Source organism: Mesorhizobium loti, assembly GCA_014189435.1.
GTDB classification, from domain to species: domain Bacteria; phylum Pseudomonadota; class Alphaproteobacteria; order Rhizobiales; family Rhizobiaceae; genus Mesorhizobium; species Mesorhizobium loti_G.
Genome location: CP050293.1, coordinates 2,902,253 through 2,929,042 on the forward strand (window position 1 = coordinate 2,902,253; position 26,790 = coordinate 2,929,042).

A 26,790-nucleotide genomic window follows, 5' to 3' on the forward strand; every position below is an offset into this window, starting at 1 on the left:
GAACGCTGGAGACGAATTGAAATGGGTGACAGACCGATGCATCGAAGCCGTGATAGCGCTGGCTTGCCCGCCCGCCCTGTCTGATTCAAGGCCGGGCCATGGCCCATTGCGGCCGCAACCGGGGTCTGCTCTCCTGATCGAATGCATTTCATCCCTGCCTCCATCCGCGGCCCGCTGTTCATGATCGTTTCGACGGGGTCGTATCTCGTCAACGACACGATGATGAAACTCGCGACGGCAGGCCTGCCATCCTATGAAGTGCTGTTTCTGCGCGGCGTGGCGGCAGCGCTCTGGGGCTTCCCGCTGTTGTTCGCGTTGGGCTACGGCAAGCAGATCCCGCTGATCTTCGACGGCCAAGTGCTACGCAGGAACCTGCTCGAGATGGCGGCGATCCTTTGTTATGTCGTCGCACTCGCCAACATGCAGATCGCCGATTCCACCGCGCTCGGACAGATCACGCCGCTGTTGATGCTGGTCGGCTCCTCGATCCTGTTTGGCGAGCGGATCGGCGGCCAGCGCATGGCGCTGATCGGGCTCGGCTTCATCGGCGCCCTGATGGTGGCGCAGCCGACCATGCAAGGCATTTCGGTCTACGCGCTGCTGGCGCTCGGCAACGCAGCACTTGCGGCGGCGCGCGATCTTGCCGGCAGGCGGGTCGCGGCCGAGGTGCCGGGGATGATCGTGGCGATTTCCGCCGTCGTGGTGGTGCTGATCGGCGCCGGTGCCGCGCATCTGGTTTCCGAGCGCTGGGTCATGCCCGGGACGCACCACCTGCTTTTGATTGCCGGTGCTGGATTTTTCCTGATCTTCGGCCACTTCTTCATCTTCATGGCCTATCGCGTCGGACCGACCAGCGCCGTGGCACCGTTCTACTATAGCTTCACCGTCTGGGCGGTCATTTCAGGCCTTTTGGTGTTCGGGCAATTCCCCAACACGCTGGCGGTCTGCGGCATCCTGCTGGTTGTCAGCAGCGGGCTGACCATCGTCTCGCTGGATCAGCGTCAGCGCCGGCTGGCCGTCGTCGCCTAATGCATGTCGCCCAAAAGTGGCCCCGGTTTCGGAAGAACGACATGCATAAAACAAAGACCTAGAGCCTCGGCATCCAGGCAGGCGCTCACGAGCCGTTGCCGAGCCGAAAAAGATCGTCTATTCGGCGAAGACCTGTCCAATCGACGACGACATGATCAATCAGCCAAGGGAGTTCCCCATGACCGATTTTGACCAGGACAAGAACTCCGATGCCGAGCACAAGGCCGCCATCCGCAAGTCGCTTGTCGGCTGGGCGGTGTTCATCGCGGGAACGCTGATCTTTTTCGCCGCCGCCGACGCCGTGTTGATGCCATAGGCGAGCCGCTGCACATACCGGCCCGAAGCCGGTCTTGCCTCAGCAGAAATTCGAAATCTCAGACGACCTGACAGGCGCCTAAAGCGTCCGCCTTGCGCTGAACTGATGGTAGGCCCACAGGACGACCACCGCGCCAACCACCGCGACAATCAGGCTGTAGATGTTGAGGCCGGTGACGCCTGACGCGCCGAAGGCGCTGAAGATCAGGCCGCCGACAATGGCGCCGACGATGCCGAGCACGATATCCATGATCATGCCCTGGCCGGTCTTGTTGACGATCTTGCTGCCGATGAAGCCGGCGACCACGCCGAGAATGATCCAGCTGATGATACCCATTTTTTTCCTCTCCATCCCACGCCAGCCGAACATTTTCATATGATTGTCAAAACCTCAAGCCAACTTGAAATTCCGCCCGAATGCTCCATTGTTGAGGACGGGTCGGGCTTGGTCGTTATGGAGGATCCACTATGGGACTTTTTGACAATGCCGTTCCCGGCGGCAACATCACCAAACCACTGATGATCGCGCTCGGCGCATTGCTGGTCGGAAAAATGCTGAGCGGCAGAAATGCCGAACAGCCCGAGCAGTCTCCCTCTCCTGCTCCGACCGGCCCCGCTCCGACGGAAACCACGTCCGCCGATGGCGGCCTGGTCGGCGGATTGGGCGGCCTGCTCGACAAGCTCAGAAATGCCGGCCACGGCAATGCCGCGGACTCCTGGGTCGGCACCGGGCAGAACCAGTCGATCAACCCCAATGATCTCGGCACCGCAATCGGCCCGCAGATCATTCGCGAGATCGCGCAACGGACCGGAATGGACGAGCAGGAACTGCTCAAGCAACTGTCCACGGCCCTGCCCGGCATCGTCGACAAGCTGACGCCGAACGGCCAGGTGCCGCAGCAGCACCAGGTCGCATCCGCGTTCAACAGCTAGCGCGGCGCGGACACCACACAGTTGAAACACTGCGCGCATTGCCGCGCGGTGTTTTTGAATATTGGACGTTAGGCCATGACGGTCAAGGGTGTCGCCTTTGCCGAACGTGCCGATCACTCGTCTTCTTTTGGTGGTTCCAATTTGGCTACCGCAACTTCGAGCCTCTTCGTGCAGTTAATAAGATCAGCGAGCAGTTTGGGGTCGACATCTGTGCTGCCTTGGTATTCAGAGAGGTTTCGAGCGTTGTGCGCCGAGAGAAATATCTGAAGGTCAGCGTTGCTTGTTCCGACCGTATGAACGAGCGCCTGAAATATCGAGTATCGATTTTCCGGCCGATACCCTTCGCGGCGCAAACTTGCCAAAGCTAGACGATGCGCGGCCCCATAAGCCAGCGTGAATTGACTGTCGGGATCAAGGTCCTTCTGGGCATCGGCCAAATTCTTGCGGGCGACATCCAGCATGCCGTCATACTCGCTCCGCGAGGGCGGCTCTTTCTTCATCAGATTGTATTTTACGAGGTTGTCGAGTTCTTGCTTGCCCACGCCTGCAACTCTTTCTCCGAGCCTATGAGGAAAATCTTCGGAAGAGTACTTATCCTACGAACGAATGAGCCTTTTTGTGAAGCCTTTCGTTGCCACTCCTGCGGCGACAGAAAAGTCGGGCTGACTTTGCGTCCCAATTTCAATTCGGCATTTTGGGCAGCTGAGTAAAGTTCAGAGAAGTTTAGGTTGTCACCGACCACCATCAAATCGATATCGCTGCGCTCAGTGTCCGTACCTTTGGCGATTGAGCCGTACACAAAGGCGGATTTGATGGAATGAAAGTAGGGCGATAGCGATTCCTTCAGAGGCTCGGTTAGAACCTGGGACTTGGCCGAAAATTGTAGCCTGTTTCCCAAAGCGGGAGGATTAGCGTTATCAGGCCTCGCACTAGCATCGTCACGATGCCTCTTTAAGCGCTGATATTCGTCGACTGACAACAGCACCAGCCTTTCGCGGCCATTTTTCGTGATGGTCACGGGTTCGGCCAGAGCCTTATCTTGATAGCGTCCCAGATTGCGCTGAAATTCTACGGAGCTAATCACCGACATGGCGTTATCCTGATAATCCGTCATATCCATATAATACGTATTTTTTTGCGAAATATCAATGAATCTGAATTAAGTGACTGAATTAGCTAATTTCTACGGTTCACCTAGTGGTGGGGTAGTGCCTATCCGGAAAATTACGGGAATTGGAGCGGGTAGCGGGAATCGAACCCGCATATTCAGCTTGGAAGGCTGCTGCTCTACCACTGAGCTATACCCGCGCCTTACCTGAAGTACCGGATTCACCCGAAAAGCGCCATGCACTTTTCGGTCCGATTCTTTTCGCGTTTCAGGGCTTCCGGGCCGGCAGTGGTGGAGAGGGTTGGATTCGAACCAACGTAAGCTAAGCTAACGGATTTACAGTCCGTCCCCTTTAACCACTCGGGCACCTCTCCAGTCTGCCGCCGGAGCCATGCAACGAGGCATTCGCGCCAATCCGGACCCGAGTTGTGTCTTCTCCGAAACCAGCGCAGCGCCTTATGGCGGCAAGCCCATTGGGTGTCAACCGCGCAGCCAGGGTTTTTCGATGTTGTTCGCCGGCTGCGGCGACGGGCCATATCCTTGGCCGGAGGACACGGCTATAGAAGCCAGCCATGAGCGATAAAACCAACACTCCCAAAGACACCCATTACGCCAAGCTGCGCCGCGCCTATCGCGACGAGAAAAGCGGCGGCGCGCCGGCGTTCAGGCCCCGACAGCCGGTTCCGCCGGGCGAAAATGCCGCGGACGGCCTGGTGCGGCTCTATGGCCTGCACACGGTGCGCGCCGCACTCGACAATCCGCGCCGCAAGATCAGAAGGATGCTGGTGACGCGCAATGCGGCCGAGCGCCTGGAAATCTCCGATCTCGCCGCCCTGCCCTTCAAGACGGAGCTGGTGGAACCCAGGGACATCGACAAGATCACCGGATCGGACGCCGTGCATCAGGGCGTGCTGATCGAGGCCGAGCCACTGAAGCCGAAGCGGCTTGACGCTCTTGGCGATGCAAAGCTGGTTCTGGTGCTCGACCAGGTCACCGACCCGCACAATGTCGGCGCCATCCTGCGCTCGGCGGTCGCCTTTGGCGCCGGCGCGCTGATCACCACGGCCCGCCACAGCCCGCAGGAATCGGGCGTGCTGGCGAAATCCGCCTCCGGCGCGCTGGAGCACATCGACCAGATCGAGGTGAAGAACCTCGCCGACGCGCTCGGCCAGCTGCACGAGGCGGGCTTCCGCACCATCGGGCTTGATTCGGACGCGCCAGCCGAACTCGAAAAGAGCTTTGCCGGAGAAAAGATCGCCCTGGTGCTCGGCGCCGAGGGCAAGGGCCTGCGCCAGAAGACACGCGAGACGGTGACCACGCTGGCGCGGCTCGACATGCCCGGCGCCATCCATTCGCTCAACGTATCGAATGCCGCGGCGATCAGCCTCTACGTGGCGCGGACATTTTTGAAGCGCGGCTAAGCCAAAAACATCTCGAAACGAGAAACGGGTTCCAGCGACTGACGCCGGAACCCGTTCTTCGATGGGCCAAGAGTTGGCGGCTTGGGAACGTTGCGCCGCCCTCTCCTGACCTATGCCGCTTTGCCCCGGGTGCCGGCGGCCTCGCCGCCGACCTCGAAATTGGCCATCCGCTCCAGCGCCCTGACCAAAGCCGAATGATCTTCCTTGGCGCCGCCATTGGCCGCGCAGGAGTTGAACAGCTGCTGCGTGGTCGAGGTATTGGGCAGTGACACGCCGAGCGCTTTCGCGCCCTCCAGCGCTAGGTTCAAATCCTTCTGGTGCAGTTCGATGCGGAAGCCCGGCGCAAAGGTGCGCTTGACCATGCGCTCGCCATGCACTTCCAGAATGCGCGAGGCCGCCAGCCCGCCCATCAGCGCCTGCCTGACCTTGGCCGGATCGGCGCCGGCTTTCGATGCAAAAACAAGCGCTTCGGCGACGGCTTCAATGGTCAGCGCGACGACGATCTGGTTGGCCACCTTGGTGGTCTGGCCGACGCCGTTCGGCCCGACCAGGGTGATGTTCTTGCCCATCTTCTCGAAGATGGGTTTGGCGCGGTCGAACGGCTTTTCCTCACCGCCGACCATGATGGTCAACGACGCCGCCTTGGCGCCAACCTCGCCGCCCGAGACCGGGGCATCGAGATAGTCGCAGCCGAGATCGTTGATCTTCCTGGCAAAAATCTTGGTCTCGATCGGCGAGATCGAGCTCATATCGATGACCAGCTTGCCCTTCGACAATCCCGATGCGACGCCATTCTCGCCGAACAGCACATCGGCCACCTGCGGGGTGTCGGGCACCATGGTGATGATGATGTCCGCAGCCTTGGCCACTGCGGCATGGCCGGAGACTGACTTCAGCCCTTTGGCGACGAGGTCCGCCGAGGGTTTCGATCGATGGTTGCTGGCGATGACCTTGTAGCCGGCATCGAGCAGATGCCCCGCCATCGGGGCGCCCATGATGCCGAGGCCGATGAAACCGATGGTTTCCATTTTCGTTCTCCGTCTTCTGTTAGGGCGCGAAGGAACGCGAATTTAGTTTGTTAGCCTCAGCGACTACGCCGCCGCACTACCCAGCCCGGCCAATTCCCGAAACCATCCCAACCCAGCCTCTGTACCCGCCTTCGGCTTGTACTCAGCCCCGACCCAGCCGGAATAGCCGATGCGGTCGATGTGCTCGTACAGGAAAGGAAAATTGATCTCGCCCGTCCCCGGCTCGTGACGGCCGGGATTGTCCGCAAGCTGGATATGCGCGATGCGGTTAAGGTTTGCCTCGATTTTCCGGGCGAGATCCCCCTCCATGATCTGCATGTGATAGATGTCGTATTGCAGGAACAGGTTTTTCGAGCCGACGCGGTCGATCAGCGCCAGCGCCTGGTCGGAATAGTTGAGGAAGAAGCCCGGGATATCACGCGTGTTGATCGGCTCGATCAGCAGCCTGATGCCGGCCTGTTCCAGCTTTTCCGCCGCGAAGGCGAGGTTTTCGGCAAAGACATCCTCCAGCACCTTGCGATCGGCGCCGGCGGGCGCGATGCCGGCCAGGCAATTGACCTGCTGGCAGCCGAGCGCCTGCGCATAGGTGATCGCCTTGGCGATGCCCTGGCGGAACTCCGGCACCCGGTCCGGCAGCACCGCAATGCCGCGCTCGCCCTTGCCCCAGTCGCCCGCCGGCAGGTTGAACAGCACCTGGGTCAGGCCGTTCTTCTTCAACCGGGCCGCGACGACCTCGGGCGCATGGTCATAGGGGCCGATATATTCGACGCCCTTGAAACCGGCACGGGCGGCGGCATCGAAGCGGTCGAGGAACTCATGCTCGCCAAAGAGCATCGAGAGATTGGCTGAAAAACGCGGCATTCTTTTTCTCCTTTTCTCCGCCAAGCCTAATCGAGCATGACGATCGCTGTCGGCGCATCTTCGTGGCTCTCGGCAAGGTCCTCGAATTCAGTGATCTTGTCGATCTCGGTGCCCATAGAGATGTTGGTGACGCGCTCGAGGATGAATTCGAGCACGACCGGCACCTGGTGCTCTTTCATCAGCCGCTGTGCCTCTTTGAAGGCACCGGCGAACTCTTCGGGCTTGCGCACCCTGACCGCCTTGCAGCCCATGGCTTCGGCAACGGCAACGTGGTCGACGCCATAGCCGGCCTCGGGATCGCCCGACCGGTTGATGTTCTCGAAGGCGAGGTCGACCTCGAAGTCCATCGAGAAGCCGCGCTGCGCCTGGCGGATCAGGCCGAGATAGGCGTTGTTCACGACGACATGCAGATAGGGCAATTTGTGCTGTGCGCCGACCGCCAATTCCTCGATCATGAACTGGAAATCATAGTCGCCCGACAGCGCCACGATGGTGCGGTCGGGATCGGCGGCGCGCACGCCAAGCGCTGCCGGCAAGGTCCATCCGAGCGGGCCGGCCTGGCCGCAATTGATCCAGTTGCGCGGCTTGTAGACATGCAGGAACTGCGCACCGGCGATCTGCGACAGGCCGATCGTGGTGACATAGGTGACGTCGCGGCCGAACGCCTTGTTCATCTCCTCATAGACACGCTGCGGCTTCAGCGGCACCTGGTCGAAATGCGTCTTGCGCTTCATGGTCTTCTTGCGGGCCTGGCATTCCTTCGCCCAGCCGGACCAGTCGCGCAGTTTGCCGGCCGTCTTCCACTCGGTGGCGACGTCGAGCAGCATTTTCAGCGCCGCACCGGCATCCGAAACGACGCCGAGGTCTGGTGCGAAGACACGGCCGATCTGCGTCGGCTCGATATCGACATGGATGAATTTTTTCCCCTTGGTGTAGACATCCACGGAGCCGGTGTGACGGTTGGCCCAGCGGTTGCCGATGCCGAAGACGAAGTCGGCTTCCAGCATCGTCGCATTGCCATAGCGGTGCGAGGTCTGCAGCCCGCACATGCCGGCCATCAGCCGGTGGTCGTCGGGGATCGCGCCCCAGCCCATCAAGGTCGGGATGACCGGCACGCCTGAAATCTCGGCGAATTCGATGAGCAGATCCGACGCATCGGCATTGATGATGCCGCCGCCGGCGACAATCAGCGGCTTCTCCGCTGCGTTGAGCATGGTCAACGCCTTTTCGGCCTGGGCGCGCGTCATCGCCGGCTTGAACGGCGTCAGCGGCTCATAGGCATCGATGTCGAACTCGATCTCGGCCAGTTGGACGTCGACCGGCAGGTCGATCAGCACCGGGCCCGGCCGCGACGAGCGCATCAGATGAAATGCCTTCTGCAGCGCCATGGGGACGAGATAGGGCTCCATGACGGTGACCGCCCATTTGGCGACGGGGGCAGCGATGGCTGATATGTCAACGGCCTGGAAATCCTCCTTGTTCAGCCGCGCGCGCGGCGCCTGGCCGGTGATGCACAGGATCGGAATGGAATCGGCCGCCGCCGAATAGAGCCCGGTGATCATGTCGGTGCCGGCCGGACCCGAAGTGCCGATGCACAGGCCGATATTGCCTGCCTTGGCGCGGGTGTAGCCTTCCGCCATGTGCGAGGCGGCCTCGACGTGGCGGGCAAGCACGTGGCGGATCGTCCCCCTCGCCCTCAGCGCCGAATAGAACGGATTGATCGCCGCGCCCGGCACGCCGAAAGCGCAGGAAATGCCTTCCTTTTCGAGAACGAGAACCGCGGCATCGACAGCGCGCATCCTGGCCATTTTCCAGCCCTCCACGGGGTTTGTCATTGTTGGATGGCTGAGGATGTCAGCAAGCCGGCTATTTTTCAATTTTTTCAGAATATTTTTTCATTTCTAGAAAACGGCGTCAGAATTCTGATTTTATTGGATTTTCCGTTTTCCAGTAATTCACCTCGTTGTCCGAATGAAAAACTTTTTCATTGTGCGTTTGGCGAAATCGGTCGAGAATGGCGCCATGGACACGACCGAAAAACGCCAGCGCGGCCGGCCGCGTGCTTTCAACGGGCCATCCGAGGCCAGTTCGGTGCAGTCGCTCGATCGGGCGCTGCGCATCCTGGCCATTGTCGCGGAAGGCAGCGGCCTGTCGCTGAGCGAGATATCGGCGCAGAGCGGCTTGGCCGCCTCCACCGCCTACCGCATGCTGACGACGCTGCAAAACCACGGCATGGTCGAATTCGACACATCAGACCAGCTGTGGTCGATCGGCGTCGAGACCTACCGCATGGGCGCGGCCTTCCTGCGCCGCCGCAAGCTGGTCGACCGCGCCCGCGTCGTCATGCAGGAATTGATGGAGAGGTCAGGCGAGACCGCCAATCTCGGTGTCGCCGAGGATGATTGCGTGGTCTTCGTCAGCCAGGTCGAGACGCATCAGGCGATCCGCGCCTTCTTCCGGCCGGGCACGCGCAGCCCCTTCCATGCGTCCGGCATCGGCAAGGCGGTGCTGGCGCATCTCGAGCCGGAGCGTGTCGGAGCCATCCTGCGCAAGGCCGGCCTGCAGCGCTTCACCGACAGGACGCTTTCCGACATTTCGGCGCTTGCCCACGATTTGGCGAGAATCAAGCTGCGCGGCTGGTCGGTCGACGACGAGGAGCGGCACCCCGGCATGCGCTGCGTAGCGGCCGCCATCTTCAACGAATTCGGCGAGCCGATCGGCGGCGTTTCAGTGTCGGGACCAACGGTGCGGGTGACGCCGGAGCGGCTGGCCGAGATCGGCCCGCTGGTGCGCGATGCCGCCGCCGAGGTGACCAGGATGATCGGCGGCGTGAAGGCAGGCTGATCAGCCTGCCCCGGGCAGCGCGCTCCTGGTCGCGATATGGAAGAAATCGAGAAGGATGGCCATGCCGACGCCGCAGGCGGTGAATATCAGGCCGGCCATGAAGATGCGGTTCGCACGTTCATAGATGCGCCGCTGCAGGCATTTTGTGTCGAGCAGCAACGAGAGCGCCCGCATCTGCAAGGCAATGCCGGCCAGGATCGGCAGGACGGCGACAAGGTGGTAGGTTTGCCACGGGATCGGGTTGGCGGCCCAATGGGTAATGAAGCCCAGCGAAAACGCCAGCAGGATGCCGACGGTGGTGATGGTGCCGTTGCGGAAAACCGTTTCGACCAGGTCTTCCCTGGGGTCCTGCTCGTCCAAGGGTCTCTCCCCGCGTTTCGCGGTCAGAATAGACGCTCGGAAAATCGCTGTACACCGCCCAGGTGTGCCGCCAAAGGCAATCGCTTCAGCTCTGTGCTACCGACGTTGAAAGTCGACCGATGGAGCAAGCTCCCGCTACCATCGAAGCAACAGAAAAGGGGCTCGCGTGAGCCCCCTCTTTCAGCTGATTGAAACGCCACCTCCTCTCAGAGCCGGCAGTAGTGACGATAGCCGTCGTGGCCGAGATAGGTGTCGGAGTCCACGTCGTAGCTGGCGTAGCGATCGTAGCAGCGGCGGACGTGCCACGAACCACCGTCTTCATCGACATAGACGGTGCGGGGCTGCTGGGCGAGCAGGCTGCCGAGGACGAAACCACCGACGCCGGCGGCAATGCCGATGCCGATTTCGCGGTTGTGGTGATGGCTGTGGGCGGCCGAGGGCTGGACGGTGCCGACCAGCATGGTGGCGGCGACGGTGGTGGCGATGACGCCGGAAACGAGTGTGCGTGTGAACATGATGATCTCCTTGCTTCGTTGACCGAGACGACATCCGCCTCTTGATCATCAGTCGTCGCGGCCAGGAAAAAGGTTCGAATCTTTTTTCGATTTTTCTGGAGCCGAGGAAGTCGGATTGACCAAGGTCTTGGCGACGGCGACCTGCGAGAGCTTGGCGAGGAGGTTGATGCAGCTGATCTCCCTCCTTGCGGGGGCTACGCTATGCACATATCTGCTGTGACTGAGGTGGCTGATCGGCCCGAGGCCTGATTGCCACGTGGTTCCCCCAATCCGTCGCTGCTTCGCAGCGCCACCTTCCCCCTCCGGAGGGAAAGGAAAGGAGCGTTGCTGGACGAGCGTTGACGGCAAAAGCTTGGCGCCTTTCCTCTACCCCGTCGATCGGGGGAGAGGTGGCTCGGCGAAGCCGAGACGGAGTGGGGGTCGACCAGCGCCGCATAAGACAATGCATGCGCCAAGCTGCCATGCCCCCTATCGCCAAAGACCAGTTGCTTGGAAATGTGTGCATGCCGTAGCGGGGGGAGATCGGCAGCTTTGCCGTCCCCCTTCACAAGGTGATCGCCAATGCAAAAAGGGCGGCCGAAGCCGCCCTCTTGGAAGAATGGGTCCCTCCATCAAAGGAAAATGATCACCCTGCCATGCCTGTGGTGATGATGGTTGTGGTGGTGGTTGTAGTGCTTCCACCAGAATTTCTTGAAGTGCTTCTTGTGATGGTGGTGATGATGATGGCCGTGCATGCCGTGGGCGGACGACGTGCCGACAGTGCCGGCGAGCGCGCCGGTGGCGACGAAAATGGCGACGAGGCCTGAGGTGAGAGTGCGCTTGAACATGATGATCTCCTGGATCCTTGATCGAGGCGACCCATTCGCCCCGGAGATCAGTCGGCGCAGCGCGGGAAAAGGTTCGAAGGGCCGAGGATTTTTTCAGAGGGGGCAGTAGGCAGTAGGCAGTAGGCAGTAGTGAAAGGCACCATGCGCATACGAACGATGCAACTCCCTACGCCCTACTGCCTACTGCCTACTGCCTATCCCCTCACCCCATCCCCGTGACATGGCGAAGCCAGAAGGCGAGCGCGATGAAGCCGATGATGGTGGTGACGCCGGTCCAGTCGACATTGGCCTACTTCACATCGCTGATGATCTTCACCAGCAGCATCCAGGCCACGAAGATGATCGGGAGAATGATGACAAATCTGATCATGCGACACCCCTGCTCGAAGCGATTGCACCTTCCTAGATGTAGGAAGCAATCCGGCGCTTTTCAGGATGCCCTCCCCGACAGCCCATACGGCATGCCGGGAAAAAACGGAGTTTTGTCTTTACTGGCGCAACAAATATGCTAACCGGAGCGCCGTGCCCTTGTAGCTCAGCTGGTAGAGCAGCGGTTTTGTAATTCGCTGGATCAATCAGCCACGGTGTTGAAAAGCCTCAATGTTTTTCAAAGCCGAGTTTCAGGGGTATACGTACGGGTAAATGTGCCGCGTTAGCTCAATTGGTAGAGCAGCGCTTTTGTAAAGCGAAGGTTGCGGGTTCGATTCCTGCACGCGGCACCATCCACCCGGCGATCACCAGAAAACCAGCCACAGCCCGAGCTTGGCGAGTTGATATAGTCCGGCAAGAATCACAAAAACCACCGGAACCGTGACGATTCCGAAAAACACCCTTACCCAAAACAAGCCTTCTTCTTGGTTACGTGGAAGCTGGAAAATTTCAGACGCCATTTGGTCGTACCAAGGCGTCTGCGACCACAAAAAATAGCTCAAAGTGAAAGCAGCGAAAAAGCTGTAGACCAAGCCAACCAATATGAAGGCCATGAGCGTGTAGATGGTCGGGTGTTGCTGAACCATAACGTCAATCGCTATGTTAACGTTCTCTTGTCCCGTGTGAGCCATCAGCCGTTCCGGCATCATGTCATAGACACGGGTTTTCAAGGCGGTAATGACCCATATCCCGATGCCGATAATGAAATTGTCCCGTGCAGTTTCCCCGATTGATACAACCATCTCGCCCCCCATGGCTTCGTCAAAGGTACTTTTCGCCTTCATCGCGGTGTTCGAAGCAGAACCAATGCGGTGTCTGCTTCGGTTTGGCAAATCCCCAACCGGCATTCTTGCCGCAGCCTGTGTGTTCGCAGAAATGATGCTGTACGCCGGACTGCGTTGAAAATTCCGGTTGCGGCAATCTGATTTCGTCGCTCATCCGTGCGATGGCTTTTGCCGTGATCCTGAAAGCGCATCGAGCCGCTGTTGAAGGTGCCCATTGAGCACGATCATTTCCTTTAGCGCCTTCACGGAATCGCCCTTGTGAAGCGCAATGAACTTGTCGGCAGTCGCTTGCAGTGCCGCCTCTTGACGGCTGTCGAGCCTAACAATGCGGTCCATTTTCAACACTCCTAATGTGTCCATCGTTGCAGTGAACAAAAACGGAACAAAATTGTCAAGGTCGAATTGACCCGCAAGGAATACGTTCCTATTCGTATCTCATGCCCGAGCAACCGCCTAAGCGCCGAACAACGATCTTGCTCCTTAGTTCCGCGGTCCAGAACGGGCAGTTGGTATGGGTTGATTGCGGGTATTGCCATGACCGGTACGGTCGGCGCTATTACGATCCCGGCGACCTCATGAAGCTCTTTGGCGATGCCGACGTGAACCGCCTCAGCCGCGCGATGAAATGCGAGCAGTGCGGTCGAAACGACAACATGGAATGCGATGTCATCGTGCCTATCGCAGCCCAGCGCGAGCGGATGACCGTGCGCCGTCTGGTTAAGATACAGGTTCGGAAAAGCCCCGTCTGGCGCGACGACTAGCGGCGCACGCGACGAACGATCACTATGACCAAAATCGCCAGCAGAAGTGCAAGCGTGAACCACGGCGCAACGTCGAACAGTACTCGAAGGCCGCCATACGTCTAGAACAGCGATCCTTGGGCCGGCGCTTGCTGCGGAAACTTGATCTGCGTTGCTGGCTTCTCAACTATCACCAAGGCATCATCCGGGGCAGTCCGTTGCATATGCCGTGCTTCGGACCACGGTGCGGTTAGCCAGGCATCCACTTCGTCCGCTGTGGTCAGGATCACCGGCATTGCCTTTTCATGGATTGGTGCAATCAGCGCGTTCGGCTTGGTCGTCATGAAGCCGTAGAGTTCGAAGTCGCCGGGACCGTCTTTGACCCGGCGAACACCGTGCCACGGCGTCCACATGCCGGCGAAGAAGAAGGGCGATCTGTCGGGACGGGCAAACCAATAATTGCGCTGTATGCCCGTCTCCGGGTCTTTGTCGTTGGGTGTTGGACTAGGCTCCGCGAAGCTTGTCACTGGCACGACACAACGATTGTTCACGCCAACATATTGCTGCCAATGAGCATATTGCGGGTTGCGAATGTTGGTCATGCCATAGTCGGCTTTGCCCTTCACTCGTTCTATCGGCGTGGGCATTCCCCAAAGCAGCCTCGCTAGCTCGCGCTCGCCGTCCGGTGCGTTGCGCACAACTGGTCCCGGCATATTCGGGTAGACATCAACGGAAGGTTCAAGGTTGCCCATGATGTCCCGCAAAGCGCGCGTCCATTCGCGGATGGCGTCTTGGCTGGTGGTGATGTTGTAAAGATTGCACATGCCTTCGAATGTGCATCAACGAAACGCGGTTCGCCAGTGGCGGAGAATTTACCTCGGCGATTCCCCCTGCCCGCTCGCAAATGATGTAAGCTGTTGAAGGATGTTTTTCAGGCGAGCGGTGTATGGCGTCATTTTGCAGCTTCCTTGTATTTGAGCCGAGACAGACTGACCTTGTAACGTCCCTCTGTTCGCAGGCCGGGTGGAATTCCAGCTTTATTCCCGACCCCTCTAAGCGATTTAAATTTCATGCAACTGGCTATTCTCAAATTACAGATCCACACGCATTGAGTGAAATGAGCGCCCTGAAGAAGGGGGGATAAGCGGGGCCAGTTGTTAGTATTGCACGGCACAGAAGGCGAATCCGACAATATAATCAGCTTGATAAGCTCAGCTTATGTCATCGTTGAGGGGTTTGCAGATAGGGACAACCGTTCGCTTTCGGGGTTCGAGTTACCCAGCGATACATCGGAACAAGCCGACATATTCAAACATGTATTTCAAACTAGAGGTTTCTTTGAGAAATTCACCTATCAACGCGAAATGCCTGTGGCGGTGGCCATCGCCGCCAAAGCGTGGCCTGATAAGCAACTTGTGTACGCAATTCACAAACTTTCACGTAGTTACGACACAGAAAGCATAACACCATGGTCAATGCACCCTAGATATGGGCAGATTTTTTCTAAACATTCTGAACAATTTCATGATCATGTTCGCACTTCAATTGCCATAAATCTTGCCTATTCTGCAATTGAGGAACTCGGCTTGGAGATAAGATCAAGTCAGCAAAACCCTCGATGGTTGGACAATGATACCTTCGAGTGGAACCCAAAAGTCTTGGCTGACATTGAAGCCCGCTTGGACAAGGCCGGAATCGATCCGAAGAGAAAAGTCGATTGGATTGTCCGAGGCGATGAGACCGAACCTGCAATCCACCCGAAACGAAACACGTTGGCGCGGCATAGCGATGGTCGTTCAATTCGCGATATTGAATTCTCGCTGACCGATGCAATTAGCGCCTGCAGCTACTTGCGAAATTTTATGACTGCTCATGCGTTTGGGGACAAGGCGCGCCTCTTAGGCCCCTACGAGGTGTACAACGTTCAAAGCGTGGTGCGGCTTTTGATTCTTTCGAAATGCGGGAGCTGGAACGTTTGGTCAGACGATCTATCAAAACAGCACGTTGGGAACGCCGCTGGTTGACTGGTTCCGCCGTTAAACCCCTGCGAATACCCCTGCCCCACCCCTTTGCGCTGATCGCAACCCTGATCGTTGAATTCGTTGCGATTTGTCGACCGTGCGACCGGGCCGGCTTCTGTTCGGGTATTTGGTGCTCACACAGAACTGTTGTCATTGAGGAGTCTGTAAAAAAAATGGGACGGACGACGACAAACGTGGCCGCTGAAAGAAGGTTTCCTAGGACGGAAAGCTAGGGAAATCGAAGCCAGATCTGCATATCTATTGATTTCTTGCTCCCTCACACCCCAATCGCCGCCACCAATATCTGGTTCTGCCTTCGTATCGCCGTGCGCAGCTCCGGTATCTTCGCCGCATCGCGCTTCACGAATTCGATGAACATCATGTTCATGCCGTTGAAAATCAGTTCGCCGAGTGCTGATGCTCAAAATATTCCAAGTTGTGCCGCCTTCTACGACGCGCTCGCAACCTGGGCGGATGCCCCAACCCTGGTGAACGTGTTCCGCACCCTGACCGAGTTGTAGACGTAGGCAACCCAGAGTCCTGTCAGCACAAACGAGGCTATGGGCGCCACCAGCGCATCGCCTGCGAGCACCAGGCTCACCGGAACGCCCAGAACTGACGCAACCCAGATCGTGTCCAGCACGAAAACGACAGGGATGGCGAGCCACTGGAGCAGAAACAATTGCGGAAAACGGTGGCTTCGCCGCAGCATCGAAACGAGCACAACCAGCTGAAGCGCCAGAAATGCCAGATTGAGAGCAAGCTCGCCATACACCGCCAGCGGCCCATTCGAGAGGGTCATGAGTTGCTGGTAGCCGTCCGCCGAATTGGCGAAGTCGGCGAGTGTGCGCAGCGGTGACAATGTCTGACCGATCGCCAGCAGCATCAGCCAGCCGCCGAAGCCCACAAGAGCCTCAGGATTGCGTGACGGCTTCGCGGCTGATCGAACAGCAAAGAAAACAGGCACGCCGATCAACAGCAGCACAATCGCCCAATGCCAGATGGAAAACGCCCCCATTTACCCCTCCCCCATTTATACCCTCCTAGGTTGTACCAGATTTCAAACTCAACTCAAGAGGCGGCCATCGTCTGAAACCAGATCTTATGCGGAAGCGACGATTCTCCTGCCTGCTCCTGACTCCCTCACACCGCAATCGCCGCCACCAGAATCCGGTTCTGCCTCCGTATCGCCGCGCGCAGTTCGGCAATCTTCGCCGCGTCGCGCTTCACGAACTCGATGAACATCATGTTCATGTTGTTGAAGATCAGTTCGCCGAGTGCTGCGCCGTCGATGTCCTGGCGCACCAGGCCGAGCGCCTGCAGCCTCGCGATCAGGGCGCGGATCTGTTCGGTCAGCGCGCGGTCGAGCGCGGTGTAGGCCTGGCCGAACGGGCTGTCGGGCAGTTGCGTCGAGATTGCCATCGCCTGCCGCCACATCTCCTTGCTGAGATAGTGCAGCGAGTGCTCGATATAGATGCCGATCAGCGTGTCCAGCGCGTCGCCGACATTGGCCGGCGGCTTGGCGACGACGCCTTGCCCGGCATTGAGCACCTCGTTGACCTCCAGCGAGACGATGGCGCCGAGGATGTCGCCCTTGTTCTCATAGTAATTGTAGATGGTGCCGACCGAGACCTCGGCTTGCGCGGCGATCGCCTCGATCTTGGCGCCTTCATAGCCGGCCTCGCGAAACAGTTCCGCCGCCGCCTCGATGATGCGCCGGTGCCGGTCCGCCTTTTGCCTTGCCCGCAATCCGCTCATCTCAGCCTCTTGCCATAAAAACAGAATTGACTCAATTTTAGAATTGGTTCAATTTTTTGCAAGAAGCCACAAAGGCAAGGGAGAACACTCGATGTCCGCAATATCCGCATCCAGGAATCCGCTTTCCATTCTCAAAAGCCATCTGCATGCGGCGTGCGCCGCCACGGCGCTGCTGCTCGGGGCCGGCAGCGCTGCCCAGGCCGCCGACCTCAACGCGCTGATCTGGTGCGACCATGCCGATCCGGCGCTGCTGCAGCCGTTCGAGGAGGCCAATGGCGTCAAGGTCAACGTCAAGGAGTTCGAGGGCACCGGCGCAGGCCTCGCCATCGTCGAACAGTCGCAGCCCGGCGACTGGGACGTGATGGTGATCGACTCGATCGACGTGCCGCGCGGTGTCGAAAAGGGCCTGTTCGAGCCATTGCCGGAAGACAAACTGCCACTGGCCGACCTGTTCCCGCAGGTAAAGATGGACGGCTCCACCGTGGTCGGCGGCAAGCGCTACGGCATCACCGAAAAGTTCGGCTACAACACGATCGGCTACAACAAGACCAAGGTCGATCCGGCCGACATGCAGTCGATGGCGGCGCTGACCGGCGACAAGTACAAGGGCAAGGTTGCCATCTACGACTACTACCTGCCGGTCATCGGCATGGCCGCACTCGCCATCGGCAAGAGGACGGCCGATCTCACCGAAGCCGATCTTCCCGCCCTCAAGGACGAGCTTCTCAAGATGAAGGCCAATGCCAAGCTGGTCGGCGAAGTGACCGCCAGCCAGACGGCGCTGGCGACCGGCGAAGTCGACATCCTGGTCGGCGGCGGCGAATGGGTGACGGCGGGGCTGGCCAAGGAGAACCCGGCGCTCGACTTCTCCATTCCCAAGGAGGGTGCGGTGCTGTGGTCGCAGTCGCTGGCCATGTTCAAGGACTCCAAAAACAAGGACATGGCGCTGAAATTCATCCAGTACATTATGAGCCCGGAGGGCCAGGCGCGCCTTGCCACCTCGTCCTGCTACTGGGGCATGCCGGCCAACACCAAGGCAGCACTCACCGACGACCAGAAGAAGGTCCTGCGCTTCGACGAGCAGCCGGGCTTCCTCGCGCGCGCCCAGGCCTATCCGGCGCCGAACGCCGATCTCGACAAGAAGATGCAGGACATGTGGACCGAAATGCTGCAAGCGAAATGAGCCGATAGCGCTCATGAGCACTTCGGCAAACACCCCCCTGCCCCGGGCGGCCCTGCCCTGGGCGCTGGTCACGCCGGCGCTCGGCTGGACGCTGCTGTTCTTCGTGCTGCCCTTCATCGCCATGGGGTTTTCCAGCCTGACGGCGCATGAGGGCGGCGGCCTCACGGCGTCCAACTACAGCCAGTTCTTCACCAACCCTTCCTACTGGCAGGCGATGGTGAATTCGCTGCAAGTAACGGCGATCGTCACCGCGATCTCGGTGCTGCTCGCCTATCCCTTTGCCTGGATCCTGGCCGAACAGGTGCCGGAGCGCTGGCAGCGGCTGGCACTGATGCTGGCGGTGCTGCCGTTCTGGACATCCTATGTCGTGCGCTCCTACTCCTGGCTGTTGGTGCTGGCGCAGAACGGCGTCGTCAACCGGGCGCTGACCGGCTCCGGCCTCATCAGCGAGCCGCTGCAGCTCGCCAACACACGTTTCGCCACCGTCACCGGCTTCGTGCATTTCTTCGTCATGCTGTTGACGCTGACGATCTTCGCCAACCTCAAACAACTCAGCCCGAGCTACCGCAAGGCAGCCGCCGATCTCGGCGCCGGACCGGTGCGCACCTTCCTGCATGTCGTGCTGCCGCTGACCTTGCCCGGCATCATGGTCGGCGCCTTCCTCACCTTCGTGCTGTGCATCGGCGATTACATCACGCCGCAGATCCTGGGCGGTAACAACGAGCTGCTGATGCCGCAGCTGGTGATGATGCAGATCGGCCGGCGCGGCGATTTTCCGCTGGCCTCGGCGCTGTCGATCATCCTGATGGCGGTGGTCACCATCGCCTACCTCGCCTGCGCCCGCTGGCTGAAGATCGAGCGGGCCTGAGATGCGCAGGATCGTCCGCATCGCCTCCTGGCTCTACGCGATCGCCGTCTACGGCTTCATCTTCCTGCCGGTGGTCGTGCTGGTGCTGTTCTCCCTACAGTCTACCTCCTTCCCGATTCCGCCTTTCACCGGCCCGTCGCTGCGCTGGTACGAAGCGGTTCTGTCCGACGTCAGACTGACCTCGGCGCTGGTCAATTCGCTGCTGGTCGCGTCCATCTCGTCGCTCGCCGCCGTCACGCTCGGCTTCCTCTCCGCCTGGGGTTTTGCGCGCTTCGTCCTGCCGGGCTCGGGCTTGCTGCGCGGGCTGATCACGCTGCCGCTGACGGTCAGCTATCTCATCATCGGCATGGGGCTGCTGGTGCTGTTCAACTGGGCCGGCGTGCCAAAATCGCTGCTCGCCGCCGGCATCGGCCATGTCGTGATCAACCTGCCGCTGTGCTTTGCCATCATCTACAGCCAGATGGGCGACCACCAGATCAACATCGAGCGCGCCGCGCGCGACCTCGGCGCCCCGGAATGGAAGGTGCTGCTGTTGATCACCGTGCCGGTCATGGCGCCTGCCATCTTCGCCGGTTTCTTCCTGTCGATGACCTTTTCCTGGGACGAGTTCGTGATCTCCTTCCTGCTCACCCGCTTCGACACCACGCTGCCGGTTGAGATCTGGAACCTGCTGCGTTCCGGCCTCAACCCGAAGACCAACGCCGTCGGCTCGCTGGTCTTCGCCGTCTCCATCGTGCTGGTGGTGTTTTTTGAACTGACATTGCTGCGGAGAAAGCCGGCATGAGCGCGCCCCTCGTCGACATCAGCAGTGTCTCGCATCGCTTCGGCCAGCACACCGTGCTGAAGGATGTCTCGCTGCAGATCGAGCCCGGCAGCTATACGATCCTGCTCGGGCCCTCGGGCTCCGGCAAGACGACGCTGCTCTCCATTCTGGGCGGCTTCGTCACGCCCAGCGAAGGCAAGGTGTTCATCCGCGGCGAGGACTGCACTTCGGTGCCGCCGGCGAAGCGCCCGACGACCACGGTATTCCAGGACTATGCGCTGTTTCCGCATATGAGCGTCGGCAGCAATGTCGGCTTCGGCCTGCGCATGCAGGGCGTCGATGGCGTTACCCGAGCTGCAAAGGCGCGCGAGGCGCTGGCGCTGGTTGGACTGGCCTCCGCCTTCGACAAGAAGCCGCACCAGCTCTCCGGCGGCCAACGGCAGCGCGTGGCGCTGGCGCGTGCGCTGGTGATCGAACCGGCGGTGCTTTTGCTCGACGAGCCGCTCGGCGCGCTCGACCTGAAGCTGCGCCGGCAGATGCAGGATGAATTGAAGGCGATCCAGAAGCGCGTCGGCACCGCCTTCATCCATGTCACGCACGACCAGGAAGAGGCGATGGCGCTGGCCGACCATTGCGTGGTGATGAATGACGGGCGCATCGAGGACGAAGGTCCGCCCGAGCGCGTCTATGCGCGGCCGGCGACGCGCTTTTCCGCCACCTTCATGGGCGAAAGCACGATCCTCGCCGGCACGGTTACGGAGGCGAAGGACAGGACAAGCATTGTCGCGACGCCGGTTGGGCCGGTTTCGCTGCCGGGTGCCTTGCCGGTGGGCTCCACCGTTGCGCTGGCCATACGGCCGGAGCATCTTGTCTTCGGCATGGCCGCGGGCGCCGTCAAGCTCGGCACGGCTGGGGTGAGCGACGTCGTTTTCCAGGGCAGCTTCAAGCGCGTGCTTGCGGTTTCCGTCGAGGATCCTTCGATGCACTTCATCGCCAGGCTGCCGGCGACGGCGACCGTCCAGCCGGGCGACACGGTCGCGATTTCCTGCGATACCGACCAGATCATCCTGCTGACGGATTGAGCATGGCAACACTTCCGCTCATCGAGGCACCAGACTGGTACGAGACCATCCGCATGAGCGATGGCGTGACCTTGATCCACGAGCCATGGATAAAGCCGTTCTTCCGCTGCAACATGTGGCATGTGCGCGGCCGCGACCGCGACCTTCTGTTCGACACCGGGCTTGGTCATTTCAGCCTCAGGCGCCACGTACCGCTGGTGAGCGAGCGCAAGCTGACCTGCGTCGCCAGCCACACGCATTTCGACCATATCGGCTGCCACCACGAATTTCCCGACCGCTGCGTGCACCCGGCCGAGGCTGAGATCCTCGCCGATCCGCGCAACGAGTGGACGTTTGCCGGCAGCTATACCGCCGAGGAGATGTTCGATCGCCAGCCGGACGGCTGGGACGATGCGCGCTACAGCATCCTGCCGGCGCCCGCCGACCGCCTGCTTGAGCATGGTGATGTCGTCGATCTCGGCGACCGTGCCTTCGAGGTGATCCACACGCCCGGCCATTCACCCGGCGGCATCGCGCTCTACGAAAACAGGACGGGCATCCTGTTATCCGGCGACATCATCTATGACGGCCCACTGATCGACGATGTCTACCACTCGGACATATTAGACTACATGGCAACGCTGCTGCGCCTGCGGGACCTCGATGTCTCGGTCGTGCATGGCGGCCATTTTCCGAGTTTCGGCAAGGTGCGCTACCGCCAGCTTGTCGACGAGTATCTGGAACAGAAGCGGCAAGCCGGCTGCCATCTGCGGCAGGGCGTCTAAGGATTTAGCGCATCAGTTCGAAATGCCGCGGAAACGCCTGATGCAGCAGAAGCAGCATGGTCTTGCGCAGCACGTTGGTGTCACGGCCGCGAGGGTTCAGGTGATCCCAATACCAGGCGCCATGAACCAGATAGTTCAGGCTCTCCGACAGCGTGTCTATGTCGACGCCGGTATAACCGCCGCTGCGCGAAATCTCGATCAGCAGCTCGCGCGCCTCGGCGGTGTAGGCAAGGTCGCTCGGCAGGCCGATCTCGTTGTAGATCTGCATGCTCTTGCGGTCGCTGGAGAACACGACAAAGACCGAAACCCATTTGGGATGCTGCCGGGCGAAGTTTTGCGCGCAGTTGACCGCTCCGAGCAGGCGCTCGACCGGCGACAGGCCGGGCGCCCGCACCAGCGTAACCCACAGCTCATCGTATCGATCGCTGAGATACTGCAGGACGGCCCGGAATAGGTTCTCCTTGCTGCGAAAATGGAAGACGACCAAGGCATTGGACGAGCCGACATGTTCGGCGATGCGCTGCATGGTGACGCTTGCCAGCCCCTCCTCCGCGATGAGTTCGATGGTGGCGTCGATGATGCGCTGGACGCTCGCTTCGCCGCGTTCGCGCCGACGGTCCTTGGGCGGCGCGGCATCGTTTGCCGAAACCCCGTCCTTGGCCATTGCGCCTTTGTGTTTTGCCGCTGTCGCCTTGCGTTGCGCCATCTTCGTCCAGTTCCTTTCGAACCTTATGGCGGCGATCGCTGGCGCCGCCACAGATCCGTGTATTCGAGGTGTCCGGCGTCGGCTCACCACAAGCGAAGCCGGAGATCAAGCACCCTCGCGGCAAGGGCCGCATCGCCCAGTTAAAGCGAAGGGCGCGTTTTGGTGTTTGTGTACCATTGTCCCTTGGCCGTCTCATAGGCCATGGCGGCGCGGAAAACATCGGCATCGCAGTAGGTGCGGCCGACGATCTGGATGCCTGTCGGCACGCCGCTTGCCGCCCGGCCCGACGGCACGGACAGAACCGGACAGCGGCTCAGCATGTTGAACGGCGTCGTCATCACCCAGCCCAGCGACGGGTTCACCTGCTTGCCGTTGATCTCGACCGTACCCGTGGTCTGATCGAACTCCGCCGGCACAGAGGGCAGCGCGTTGGTCGGGCAGATCAGCACATCGTAGGTCTCCAGCAGCGGCCCCAGCGTCTGGTACATTCTGGCCGCGACGTCGAGGGTTCCGACGAAATCCACGGCCTTGGACTTCTGCCCGTCCTCGGCGAACTGCCGCGCATAGGTCGTCATATCCTTGCCGTGCTCCTTGAGCAGTTGCGACAGCGAGGCGCCGAAGAGGTGTTCGAGATAGGCCATGCCGGCCTTCAGCACGTCATCACCCCAGCCCAGATCGACTTCCTCGACCGTGGCGCCTAGCGAGCGGAACACATCGCAGGCCGCGAGCGTGTTCTTGCGCACGTCCGGGTCGACTTCAAAGGAGCCGAGGTCCATCGAGAACGCAATCTTCCAGCCCTTGATCGGCTTGTAGTCGAGCGGCAGGCGCAGTTTCGGGCGCAGCGTGGCGATGTCGAGCGGACTCGGTCCGGACATGACATTCTGCAGCAGGATGGCATCCCCGACGTTTCGCGCCAGCGGTCCGGTGTGGCAGTAGAAGTCGAGGTTGAACGGCGGTTCGTCCGGATTGCGGCCGTAAGGCGGCTTGAAGCCGACAAGACCGCAGGCCGACGCGGGAATACGGATCGATCCGGCAATGTCCGAACCGGTGGCGATCGACGACGTGCCGGAAGCCAGCGTCGCCGCGGAACCTCCCGACGAACCGCCCGGGGTGAAATCGCGATTCCACGGATTGCGCGTCACGCCCCAGCGTCTCGACCAGGTGTAGCCGGCGCAGCTGAATTCAGGCGTCGCCGTGCGGGCATGGACGATGCCGCCGGCCTTGATGATGCGTTCGTTCATCGTCGAGGTATGGCCGCCGACGGCATCCTTCGACAGCAGCGAGCCGTTCGATGTCGGCTTGCCCTTGATGTAGCTCTCGTCCTTGATGCCGATGGGCAGCCCCTCGAGCGCCCCGGTGCGGGCGCCCTTGGCATATTTCGCCTCTGCCTTCCTGGCCAGATCCATGGCTTCGTCGAAATGCGTGAAGGTGAAGCAGTTGATCGTCGGCTTGGTTGCCTCGGCGCGGCGGATGGTGGCCTGCATCAGGTCGACAGGCGAAAGTTTCTTCGCCTTGAACAGCCGCAGCGCCTCGCTGGCCGGCATGTAGCAAAGGTCGAGATCGGTCATGGGAAGTCTCCTGCGATCGGCGGATCGCGTTTGGCATGGACGGGAGGTGGCCGCGCCGCGTGTCGCGGCGCGGAGAACCCGGATCAGGTTACTTCTGCAGGTCGGTCCAGATTTTCGTGTAGAGCGCCTGCACATCCGACGGGCAGGCCTGCATGAACTGGCCCTTGGCGGCGAATTGCGCGGGAACATCGACTTCCGGCGCGCCTTTCATGTCCGCGGGCATGAAAGCTTCCGAGCCCTTGATGCCGTTGGCATAGCGGGCAAAGGCCGAGATCATCGCGGCATTTTGCGGATCCATGACGAAATTCTGGAAGAGCTTGGCATTTTCGACGTTTTTGGCGTCCTTCAGCACCGCGACATTGTCCATCCAGATCGGGTAGCCTTCCCTGGGATAGCCATAGGCGATCTTGTCGTTCTGCAACCGCTGACGCAGCGATATGCCGTTCCAGTTGACGCCGGCTGCGATGTCGCCCTTGCCCAGGCCGTCGACGGCGCCGTAGTCGAAGGACAGCCATTTCGCCTTGGCCTCGACCAGCTTGTCGCGCACCTTCTTCAGCACCACCTTGTCGGCCGTGCAGTACTGGCCACCTTCATAGGCGATGGCGAGGAACATGATGTCACCCATTTCGGGGACGACATTGATCTTGCCGACGAGCTCGGGCGGCGGGTCGAGGAAGATCGCGGACGTGTTGATGTCGCCGGAATAGACCGACTTGTTGACCGACACGCCTGTCGTGCCCCACTGCCACGGAACGGTGTATTTGCGGCCCGGATCGAATGGCACATCGACCCATTTCGGGTCCATATTCTTGAAATTCTCCATCTTGTTGGGATCGGTCTCCAGCAGCAGATCTTCACTGATCCAGATCGGAACGACGCTTGCCGAAGGCACAACGATGTCGAAACCGGCGCCGCCCTGGCGGATCTTGGCCAGCGCCGTGTCGCTGGAATCGAAGTCGGTGACGGTGACCTTGACCTTGTAGGTCTCCTCGAACTTCTTGATCAGATCGGGGCTGGTGTAGTTGCCCCAATTGTAGATGTTGAGCTCGCCGTCGGCACGGGCCACGCCCGTGCCAGCCAGCAGCGACAACCCGATGGCCGTCGCGGTCAATTTCCAGTTCATGCTCCATGCTCCCATTGTTGGGACCGGCGGCGTTACGGCCTCAGGTCCGTTTCCTGCTGACGAAAAAGAAAGCCGTGACGATGCCGATCGACAGCACGAGGAAGGCCGTCGAGATTGCATTGATCTCGGGTGTAACGCCGCGGCGGATCTGGCCGAGCATGTAGGTGGGCAGCGTGTCCTGGCCGCCGGATTTGACGAATTCGGTGATGACGACGTCATCCAGCGAGACGACGAAGGCGAGCATCAGCCCGGCCAGAATGCCCGGCCAAAGCAGCGGCAAAGTCACGTGCCAAAACGTCTTCCATTTGGTCGCATAGAGGTCGGCGGCCGCGGTTTCGAGCGCCAGATCCATGCTTTCGAGCCGTGCCCGGATCGGCAGATAGGCAAAGGGCACGCAGAAAGCGGTATGCGCGGCGACGAGGTAGCCGAGGCCGGAATAGCCGGTCCAGATCTTGATGCGCGAAAACACGATCAGCAGCGCCACGGCGGTGACGATCTCCGGCACCATCAGCGGCTGGTTGATGAAGGCGTATTTGAAGGTCAGTCCGCGATAGGGTTTGGTCCGGGTCGTCGCCAGCGCCGCCATGGTCGCCGAGATCGTCGCCAGCAGCGCGGCGACGGCCGCGATCTGGAACGAGCGGAGCGACGATTCGATGACCAGCCCGTTGTTCCAGGCCACATGGAACCAGCGCAGCGAAAAGCCCTTCCAGATCGCCAGCGAGTCATTGTCGTTGAAGGCGTAGACCACCAGCGTGGCGATCGGCAAATAGAGCAGGAAGAAACACAGTATCGCCAGGCTGACGAAGCCGCTCTGCCGCCGGACGTCGAAGCGCTTAGCCATGGGCGCCATCCGACCTTGCCGTGTTGCGGACATAGAAGAGCAGCGCCACCATGACGATCACCATCAAGGTGATCGACAGCGCCGCACCGAGCGGCCAGTTGCGACCTGCTCCGAACTGCAGCTCGATCAGATTGCCGATCATCAGATTGGTGCCGCCGCCCAGCACGCGCGGCGTCACATAGGCGCCAAGCGAAGGGATGAAGACGAGGATCGAACCGGCGACGATGCCCGGCGTGACCAGCGGGATGATGATGCGCCTCAGCACCTCGAACCGCGTCGCGTAGAGATCATAGCCCGCCTCGACAAGGCGGAAGTCGATCTTCTCCATGCTGGCGTAGAGCGGCAGCACCATCAGCGGCAGGAAGACGTAGACCATGCCGGCGAGCACGGCGAAATTGGTGTACATCAGCTGGACGGGATGGTCGGTGATGCCAAGCAGCTGCAGCGCCGAATTGATGATGCCGTCATTGCGCAGCACTTCCTGCATGGCGAAGGTGCGGATCAGAAGGTTCGTCCAGAACGGTATGGTGATCAGGAAGAGCCAGATGTCGCGCCGGTGATCCGGCCGCGTGGCGATGAAATAGGCGGTGGGAAAGCCCAGGATCAGGGTCAGCACAGTGGTTGCCAGCGACAGCGACACCGAGCGCCAGAAGATCGACAGATAGGCAGTGGCGAAGGACAGCGTGTCGTCGAAGACATCGCGTTCGAACAGCACGCTCACCCAGGCGTCGGTCGAGAACTGCCATTTCACATCGCCGTAATTGCCTGGCGTCAGGAAGGAATAGACGACCACGATCAGCAGCGGCCCAAGCGCCGCGAGGAAGACGATCAGCAGCGCCGGGGCCGAAAGCAGCCAGCGCAACCGGATATCGTCACGTTCGACCTTTTCGGCGACCTCACTCGCGGTTGCCATGGCCA

33 protein-coding genes, 3 tRNA genes and 1 pseudogene are annotated in these 26,790 nt (G+C 60.4%); 14 read left to right on the forward strand and 23 right to left on the reverse strand.

Features of this window, described 5'->3' with window-relative positions:
• Positions 1-141 precede the first annotated feature (141 nt).
• Positions 142-1,029, forward strand: a complete 888-nt coding sequence (locus HB777_14155; protein QND64917.1) for a DMT family transporter — start codon at positions 142-144, stop codon at positions 1,027-1,029.
• A gap of 178 nt (positions 1,030-1,207) precedes the next feature.
• Complete coding sequence (locus HB777_14160) at positions 1,208-1,345, forward strand: hypothetical protein (protein QND62434.1); 138 nt, start codon at positions 1,208-1,210, stop codon at positions 1,343-1,345.
• A gap of 78 nt (positions 1,346-1,423) precedes the next feature.
• Here HB777_14160 and HB777_14165 read toward each other — a convergent pair whose 3' ends face one another.
• Entirely contained in the window at positions 1,424-1,681 is a 258-nt protein-coding gene (locus tag HB777_14165) for a GlsB/YeaQ/YmgE family stress response membrane protein (protein ID QND64918.1), read from the reverse strand.
• 131 nt (positions 1,682-1,812) lie between these two features.
• Here HB777_14165 and HB777_14170 point away from each other — a divergent pair, with 131 nt between their 5' ends.
• The gene (locus HB777_14170; GenBank protein QND64919.1) at positions 1,813-2,277 is read left to right on the forward strand and encodes a YidB family protein; all 465 of its coding nucleotides are present in this window, start codon (positions 1,813-1,815) and stop codon (positions 2,275-2,277) included.
• Between the two features lie 113 nt (positions 2,278-2,390).
• Here the strand turns inward: HB777_14170 and HB777_14175 are convergent, their stop codons facing one another.
• The 4 genes from HB777_14175 to HB777_14190 form a co-directional block, all read right to left on the reverse strand.
• A complete protein-coding gene (locus HB777_14175; GenBank protein ID QND68774.1) occupies positions 2,391-2,777 on the reverse strand; it encodes a hypothetical protein in 387 nt (128 codons plus the stop codon).
• Positions 2,778-2,788: 11 nt separating this feature from the next.
• Positions 2,789-3,367: a type II toxin-antitoxin system prevent-host-death family antitoxin gene (locus HB777_14180; protein QND64920.1), complete on the reverse strand. Its 579-nt coding sequence runs from the start codon at positions 3,365-3,367 to the stop codon at positions 2,789-2,791.
• Between the two features lie 144 nt (positions 3,368-3,511).
• Positions 3,512-3,585 (reverse strand) — tRNA-Gly (locus HB777_14185).
• An 89-nt stretch (positions 3,586-3,674) separates the two neighbouring features.
• A tRNA-Tyr gene (locus HB777_14190) sits at positions 3,675-3,759 on the reverse strand.
• 198 nt (positions 3,760-3,957) lie between these two features.
• Between HB777_14190 and HB777_14195 the strand changes: the two genes are divergently transcribed.
• On the forward strand, positions 3,958-4,806 hold the full coding sequence (locus tag HB777_14195; protein QND64921.1) for an RNA methyltransferase: 849 nt from the start codon (positions 3,958-3,960) through the stop codon (positions 4,804-4,806).
• A gap of 110 nt (positions 4,807-4,916) precedes the next feature.
• Here HB777_14195 and HB777_14200 read toward each other — a convergent pair whose 3' ends face one another.
• From HB777_14200 to gcl, 3 genes are all read right to left on the reverse strand, one after another.
• A complete protein-coding gene (locus HB777_14200; protein QND64922.1) occupies positions 4,917-5,834 on the reverse strand; it encodes a 2-hydroxy-3-oxopropionate reductase in 918 nt (305 codons plus the stop codon).
• Positions 5,835-5,897: 63 nt separating this feature from the next.
• Positions 5,898-6,695 carry a hydroxypyruvate isomerase gene (gene hyi, locus HB777_14205; protein ID QND64923.1) on the reverse strand — a complete coding sequence of 266 codons (798 nt, stop codon included), beginning with the start codon at positions 6,693-6,695 and terminating at the stop codon, positions 5,898-5,900.
• Between the two features lie 26 nt (positions 6,696-6,721).
• Positions 6,722-8,503 (reverse strand): glyoxylate carboligase, encoded by a 1,782-nt coding sequence (gene gcl, locus HB777_14210; GenBank protein QND64924.1) that lies wholly within the window; start codon positions 8,501-8,503, stop codon positions 6,722-6,724.
• Positions 8,504-8,717: 214 nt separating this feature from the next.
• Between gcl and HB777_14215 the strand changes: the two genes are divergently transcribed.
• Positions 8,718-9,539: an IclR family transcriptional regulator gene (locus HB777_14215; protein QND64925.1), complete on the forward strand. Its 822-nt coding sequence runs from the start codon at positions 8,718-8,720 to the stop codon at positions 9,537-9,539.
• On the opposite strand, the gene HB777_14220 is transcribed toward HB777_14215, so the two are convergent.
• The 3 genes from HB777_14220 to HB777_14230 form a co-directional block, all read right to left on the reverse strand.
• Positions 9,540-9,899, reverse strand: coding sequence for a hypothetical protein (locus HB777_14220; GenBank protein ID QND64926.1), 360 nt, complete (start codon positions 9,897-9,899; stop codon positions 9,540-9,542). It lies immediately after the preceding gene.
• Positions 9,900-10,105: 206 nt separating this feature from the next.
• Positions 10,106-10,414, reverse strand: a complete 309-nt coding sequence (locus tag HB777_14225; GenBank protein ID QND64927.1) for a BA14K family protein — start codon at positions 10,412-10,414, stop codon at positions 10,106-10,108.
• Between the two features lie 611 nt (positions 10,415-11,025).
• Positions 11,026-11,241 carry a hypothetical protein gene (locus tag HB777_14230; protein QND64928.1) on the reverse strand — a complete coding sequence of 72 codons (216 nt, stop codon included), beginning with the start codon at positions 11,239-11,241 and terminating at the stop codon, positions 11,026-11,028.
• 220 nt (positions 11,242-11,461) lie between these two features.
• On the opposite strand from HB777_14230, the gene HB777_14235 reads away from it, so the two are divergent.
• Positions 11,462-11,647: a hypothetical protein gene (locus tag HB777_14235; protein QND62435.1), complete on the forward strand. Its 186-nt coding sequence runs from the start codon at positions 11,462-11,464 to the stop codon at positions 11,645-11,647.
• A gap of 240 nt (positions 11,648-11,887) precedes the next feature.
• Positions 11,888-11,963: transfer RNA gene (locus tag HB777_14240), tRNA-Thr, on the forward strand.
• Positions 11,964-11,975: 12 nt separating this feature from the next.
• Here the strand turns inward: HB777_14240 and HB777_14245 are convergent.
• From HB777_14245 to HB777_14255, 3 genes are read right to left on the reverse strand one after another with little or no spacing between them, the layout of a single operon-like run.
• The gene (locus HB777_14245) at positions 11,976-12,455 is read right to left on the reverse strand and encodes a hypothetical protein (GenBank protein QND64929.1); all 480 of its coding nucleotides are present in this window, start codon (positions 12,453-12,455) and stop codon (positions 11,976-11,978) included.
• Positions 12,433-12,609 carry a hypothetical protein gene (locus tag HB777_14250; protein ID QND64930.1) on the reverse strand — a complete coding sequence of 59 codons (177 nt, stop codon included), beginning with the start codon at positions 12,607-12,609 and terminating at the stop codon, positions 12,433-12,435. The genes HB777_14245 and HB777_14250 overlap by 23 nt, the downstream gene beginning before the upstream one ends.
• Positions 12,606-12,791, reverse strand: coding sequence for a hypothetical protein (locus HB777_14255; GenBank protein ID QND64931.1), 186 nt, complete (start codon positions 12,789-12,791; stop codon positions 12,606-12,608). Before HB777_14255 ends, HB777_14250 begins: the two co-directional genes overlap by 4 nt.
• A gap of 239 nt (positions 12,792-13,030) precedes the next feature.
• Here HB777_14255 and HB777_14260 point away from each other — a divergent pair, with 239 nt between their 5' ends.
• Positions 13,031-13,216 (forward strand): hypothetical protein, encoded by a 186-nt coding sequence (locus HB777_14260; protein ID QND64932.1) that lies wholly within the window; start codon positions 13,031-13,033, stop codon positions 13,214-13,216.
• Positions 13,217-13,317: 101 nt separating this feature from the next.
• Here the strand turns inward: HB777_14260 and HB777_14265 are convergent, their stop codons facing one another.
• Positions 13,318-14,019, reverse strand: coding sequence for an SOS response-associated peptidase (locus tag HB777_14265; protein QND64933.1), 702 nt, complete (start codon positions 14,017-14,019; stop codon positions 13,318-13,320).
• Positions 14,020-14,349: 330 nt separating this feature from the next.
• Between HB777_14265 and HB777_14270 the strand changes: the two genes are divergently transcribed.
• Positions 14,350-15,219, forward strand: a complete 870-nt coding sequence (locus HB777_14270) for a hypothetical protein (protein ID QND64934.1) — start codon at positions 14,350-14,352, stop codon at positions 15,217-15,219.
• 274 nt (positions 15,220-15,493) lie between these two features.
• Here the strand turns inward: HB777_14270 and HB777_14275 are convergent.
• From HB777_14275 to HB777_14285, 3 genes and pseudogenes are all read right to left on the reverse strand, one after another.
• A pseudogene (locus HB777_14275) lies at positions 15,494-15,634 on the reverse strand (TetR/AcrR family transcriptional regulator).
• A 30-nt stretch (positions 15,635-15,664) separates the two neighbouring features.
• Positions 15,665-16,234: a DUF2569 family protein gene (locus tag HB777_14280; protein QND64935.1), complete on the reverse strand. Its 570-nt coding sequence runs from the start codon at positions 16,232-16,234 to the stop codon at positions 15,665-15,667.
• A 125-nt stretch (positions 16,235-16,359) separates the two neighbouring features.
• Positions 16,360-16,974 carry a TetR/AcrR family transcriptional regulator gene (locus HB777_14285; protein ID QND64936.1) on the reverse strand — a complete coding sequence of 205 codons (615 nt, stop codon included), beginning with the start codon at positions 16,972-16,974 and terminating at the stop codon, positions 16,360-16,362.
• 91 nt (positions 16,975-17,065) lie between these two features.
• Between HB777_14285 and HB777_14290 the strand changes: the two genes are divergently transcribed.
• Genes HB777_14290 through HB777_14310 form a run of 5 tightly spaced genes read left to right on the forward strand, consistent with a single transcriptional unit; the run spans position 17,066 to position 21,634 of the window.
• Positions 17,066-18,157 (forward strand): spermidine/putrescine ABC transporter substrate-binding protein, encoded by a 1,092-nt coding sequence (locus HB777_14290; GenBank protein QND64937.1) that lies wholly within the window; start codon positions 17,066-17,068, stop codon positions 18,155-18,157.
• 13 nt (positions 18,158-18,170) lie between these two features.
• Positions 18,171-19,025, forward strand: a complete 855-nt coding sequence (locus HB777_14295) for an ABC transporter permease (protein ID QND64938.1) — start codon at positions 18,171-18,173, stop codon at positions 19,023-19,025.
• Between the two features lies 1 nt (position 19,026).
• The gene (locus tag HB777_14300) at positions 19,027-19,809 is read left to right on the forward strand and encodes an ABC transporter permease (protein ID QND64939.1); all 783 of its coding nucleotides are present in this window, start codon (positions 19,027-19,029) and stop codon (positions 19,807-19,809) included.
• Positions 19,806-20,870 (forward strand): ABC transporter ATP-binding protein, encoded by a 1,065-nt coding sequence (locus HB777_14305; protein ID QND64940.1) that lies wholly within the window; start codon positions 19,806-19,808, stop codon positions 20,868-20,870. The genes HB777_14300 and HB777_14305 overlap by 4 nt, the downstream gene beginning before the upstream one ends.
• Before the next feature lie 2 nt (positions 20,871-20,872).
• The gene (locus HB777_14310; GenBank protein ID QND64941.1) at positions 20,873-21,634 is read left to right on the forward strand and encodes an MBL fold metallo-hydrolase; all 762 of its coding nucleotides are present in this window, start codon (positions 20,873-20,875) and stop codon (positions 21,632-21,634) included.
• Positions 21,635-21,638: 4 nt separating this feature from the next.
• Here HB777_14310 and HB777_14315 read toward each other — a convergent pair whose 3' ends face one another.
• The 5 genes from HB777_14315 to HB777_14335 form a co-directional block, all read right to left on the reverse strand.
• On the reverse strand, positions 21,639-22,340 hold the full coding sequence (locus HB777_14315; GenBank protein QND64942.1) for a TetR/AcrR family transcriptional regulator: 702 nt from the start codon (positions 22,338-22,340) through the stop codon (positions 21,639-21,641).
• A 140-nt stretch (positions 22,341-22,480) separates the two neighbouring features.
• Positions 22,481-23,908: an amidase gene (locus HB777_14320; GenBank protein ID QND64943.1), complete on the reverse strand. Its 1,428-nt coding sequence runs from the start codon at positions 23,906-23,908 to the stop codon at positions 22,481-22,483.
• Between the two features lie 88 nt (positions 23,909-23,996).
• Positions 23,997-25,031, reverse strand: a complete 1,035-nt coding sequence (locus tag HB777_14325; GenBank protein ID QND64944.1) for an extracellular solute-binding protein — start codon at positions 25,029-25,031, stop codon at positions 23,997-23,999.
• A gap of 40 nt (positions 25,032-25,071) precedes the next feature.
• Positions 25,072-25,872, reverse strand: a complete 801-nt coding sequence (locus HB777_14330; protein ID QND64945.1) for an ABC transporter permease — start codon at positions 25,870-25,872, stop codon at positions 25,072-25,074.
• Positions 25,865-26,785: an ABC transporter permease gene (locus HB777_14335; GenBank protein ID QND64946.1), complete on the reverse strand. Its 921-nt coding sequence runs from the start codon at positions 26,783-26,785 to the stop codon at positions 25,865-25,867. The genes HB777_14330 and HB777_14335 overlap by 8 nt, the downstream gene beginning before the upstream one ends.
• Positions 26,786-26,790: the final 5 nt, after the last annotated feature.